The 3,668-nt window shown below is 64.7% G+C and carries 1 protein-coding gene and 2 pseudogenes; 2 read left to right on the top strand and 1 reads right to left on the bottom strand.

All coding sequences use genetic code 11. From position 1 onward, the window contains the following. The first annotated feature begins 40 nt into the window (after window positions 1-40). A pseudogene (locus JOY90_RS01975) lies at window positions 41-1,314 on the top strand (amidohydrolase). A 190-nt stretch (window positions 1,315-1,504) separates the two neighbouring features. Then, window positions 1,505-3,289, top strand: coding sequence for an NAD(P)/FAD-dependent oxidoreductase (locus tag JOY90_RS01970; protein ID WP_291689492.1), 1,785 nt, complete (start codon window positions 1,505-1,507; stop codon window positions 3,287-3,289). Between the two features lie 182 nt (window positions 3,290-3,471). Here the strand turns inward: JOY90_RS01970 and JOY90_RS01965 are convergent. After that, window positions 3,472-3,588 (bottom strand): annotated as a pseudogene (locus JOY90_RS01965) (oxaloacetate decarboxylase); the annotation flags it as partial. Window positions 3,589-3,668: the final 80 nt, after the last annotated feature.

Genomic DNA, 3,668 nt, shown 5'->3' with positions numbered 1-3,668 from the left:
TCGAGACGCCGCCAGGGCGCAGGCGGCGGGGAGCTGGATCGTGGTGGCGGGCGGCTGGACCGAGGAGCAGTTCGCCGAAAAGCGCCGGCCAACCCCGCAGGAGGTGGCGGAAGCCGCCGCCGATCATCCCGTGTACATCCAGCATCTCTATGATTGGCTGCTGCTCTCGCCCAACGCGATGGAGACGCTGAGCATCCATGATGACGCCGACGTGGCACCGGGCGGCAGCTCGAGCGCGATCGCGACGGCAAGCCGACCGGCGTCATCTTTGCTAACGGCAATGCGCTCGGCCGGATCTTCGATCACTTGCCGAAGCCGACATTGGCGCAGCAGGTCGAGGGCTCGAAAAAGTTCTTCCGCGAGATGAACGCGCTCGGCATCACCGGCATCGTCGACGGCGGCGGCGTCAGCATGTATCCGTCGAGCTATCAGACGCTGTTCAGGCTGTGGCAGGACCGGCAGTTGACGGTGCGCATCGCCTACCACCTCTGCGCCCCGAAACCCGGCAGCGAGCTCGCCGACCTGCAGAACCTCACGCAGTTGCTGCCGCAGGGGTTCGGCGACGCCATGCTGCATTTCAACGGACCGGGCGAGATCCTGATCTGGGCCGCCTGGACCGACGGCGACATCACGCCGGACGGCAAGGCCAGGCTCGCCGAACTGCTGCGCTGGGCGGCGACCAAAGGTTACACCATCCAACTACACTGGAACCCGGACCGCACCGTGCACGATCTGCTCGACGTGATCGAGGACATCAACAAGGATGTTCCGGTGCGCGACCTGCGCTGGACCGTGCTGCATCTCTACGACGCCTCGGAGGACAGTTTGAGGCGGATGCAGGCGCTGGGCCTGATCTGGGGCGTGCAGGACGGGCTCTATTTCGCCGGCGAGCGGCTGCAGAAGGCGGTCGGCGCCGAGACGGCGAGGCAGATGCCGCGGATCGCAACCGCGATGCAGCTCGGCCTCGTGGTCGCCGGCGGCACCGACGCCCACCGGGTGTCGTCCTACAACCCGTTCGTTTCGCTGCAATGGTATCTCGACGGCACCACCATCGGCGGCGTCACGACCCGGGGCGAGGCCGAAGCGCCGAGCCGCCGGCAGGCGCTGGAAATGTACACGCGCAATCCCGCCTTCATGGCCCATGATGACGGAGAGCGCGGCACGCTGGAGCCCGGCAAGCTCGCCGATCTGGCGGTGCTGTCGGCGGACTATCTGACCGCGCCGGTGAACGAGATCGGCAAGATCAGGTCGCTGCTGACCACGGTCGGAGGCAAGGTGGTCTATGCCGCGCCGCCGTTCGCGGAGGGACGCTGAGGTTGTTGGCGGGCGCGACGTCGCCGCCCAAAGGGTGGAGAGCGTTTGCTGACTACGATCGGGCCTCGCAATCAACCCCTGCCCCCATTGCAGAGGTTGAGCCCGCTTCCCTAGAAAATTGAGGGTTCAGCAGCTCGAAAGGTTGAGCTTTAATCAACCCGCGTTTCGGCGCCAGGCGAGGAGGTCCAGGATGAATGATTTCGACCGGTCGCTGCAGCGGCTGCAGGAGGCGGAACTCGTCCGACGTTCCGCGATGCGCTGGCTCGCCGCCTTCGAAACGGCGCTTGTGTCGAACAGCACGACGGGCATCGAAGCCCTGCTTCATCAGGATTGCCACTGGCGGGATGTCCTTGCGTTCACGTGGCACTTCACGGCGATCGAGGGCCAAGACAACGTTGCGGCGCGGCTTGTTGCAGAGCAAGGGCGGGCTGCGGCGCATGGGTTCCATTTGCCTGCAGGCCGCAGGGCGCCTCGCAAGACCAACCGCGTCGGCCGCGAATGCATCGAGGCGATTTTCGAGTTCGAGACCGTCGACGGGCACGGTGCCGGCATCATGCGTCTGTCTCCGGCCTCCGCCGGCGGCGACGACTTGAAGGCATGGCTGATCTCGACCACGCTCCAGGGGTTGAGGGGCTACGAGGAAAAGATCGGTCCCAACCGGCCATCCGGTGCGGCGTATTCGCGGAATTTCGGCGGCGACAACTGGGAAGACGTTCGCCGCAAGGCGAGAGCCTTTGACGATCGTGAGCCCGCCGTCATCGTTGTCGGCGGGGCGCAGGCGGGGCTCTCGATCGCGGCACGGCTGAACCAGCTTGGCGTTGACACGCTCGTCGTCGAGAAATGGCCTCGCATCGGAGACAGCTGGAGGAAGCGCTATCACTCCCTGGCGCTGCACAATTCGACCCATGTCAATCACCTGCCTTACCTGGAGTTTCCGCCAACCTTCCCGACCTACATTCCAAAGGACATGCTCGGGAACTGGTTCGAGTTCTATGCCGACGCCATGGAGATCAACTGCTGGACGGACACGGAGTTCGTCGGCGGCTCCTGGGACGAAGCGGCGAAGCACTGGACGGTCCGGCTGCGAGGGTCTGACGGAACCGAACACGTGATGCGGCCGCGCCATCTCGTGTTCGCCAATGGGGTCAGCAGCTATCCATTCGTCCCCGAACTTCCCGGCATCGACGCTTTCGAGGGTGAGGTCGTGCACTCCGAAGGCTTCACGAGCGGCGCACCGTGGAAAGGGAAGAAGGCGCTCGTGCTCGGTACCGGCAGCAGCGCCAACGATATCGCGCTCGACCTTCACAGCCAGGGCGTCGACACGACGCTGATCCAGCGCGGCAGCACCACCGTGGTCTCCATCAACCCCAGTGCCAGGCTGAACGAGGCGGTCTGGGACGAAGGCCCGCCGCTCGAGGATTGCGATCTCATCGTGGCCTCGGCGACACCGTCACTGATCGTCAAGAACTACAAGCGGGTCGCGAAACGGATGCTCGAGCTCGACAGCGAGTTGATTGAGGGGCTCAAGCGGATCGGCTTCAAGCATGACATGGGCGAGGATGGCACGGGCCATCAGATGAAATATTTCCGGCGCGGCGGCGGTTACAATCTCGATGCCGGCAGCTCGGCCCTCATGATCAAGGGCGAGATCGGCCTGCTGCAATACGACCGGATCGATCGCTTCATCGCCGGCGGCGCGCGCCTGAAGGACGGCTCGACCGTGCCAGCCGACGTTCTCGTGCTGGCGACGGGCTACTATCCGCAGGTCGAGCTCGTTCGCCGCGCGCTGGGCGAGGCGATGGTCGAGCGCATCGGGGCGGTGTGGGGGATCGGCGATGATGGCGAGCTCAACAACATGTACCGGCGGACGCCGCAGCAAGGCCTCTGGTTCATTGCCGGCGGTCTGGCGCAATGCCGGATCAACTCGAAATATCTGGCGCTGCAGATCAAGGCGATCGAGGAAGGGTTGCTGTAGCCGCGAGTCGTCATTCCGGGGCTCGCGAAGCGAGAACCCGGAATCTCGAGATTCCGGGTTCGGTGCTTCGCACCGCCCCGGAATGACGACCCAAGTTAACTATATTTGTTCAGCCCGCCGTCGCTGAATACGTAGACCGCGCCCTGCGCGATCGGCAGATCGGCGGCACTTTCAGCCGTCTCAAAGCCGACATCCTCGGCGATCCGGATCGAGGTGGCGTCATAGACCGAGCCCGGCCGGATGCAGCCCGCGCCGGACAGGATGGCGCGCAGTTTCTCGCGACGTTGACGAAAGGCCATTGGTTTCCCCACTTGTCATTCCGGGGCGGTGCGAAGCACCGAACCCGGAATCTCGAGATTCCGGGTCTGCGCTTCGCGCA

It is taken from the genome of Bradyrhizobium sp. (assembly GCF_019242285.1).
GTDB lineage: Bacteria > Pseudomonadota > Alphaproteobacteria > Rhizobiales > Xanthobacteraceae > Bradyrhizobium.
Note: the sequence above shows the minus strand (reverse complement) of the source record. Positions and strands in the feature narration are given on the sequence as shown.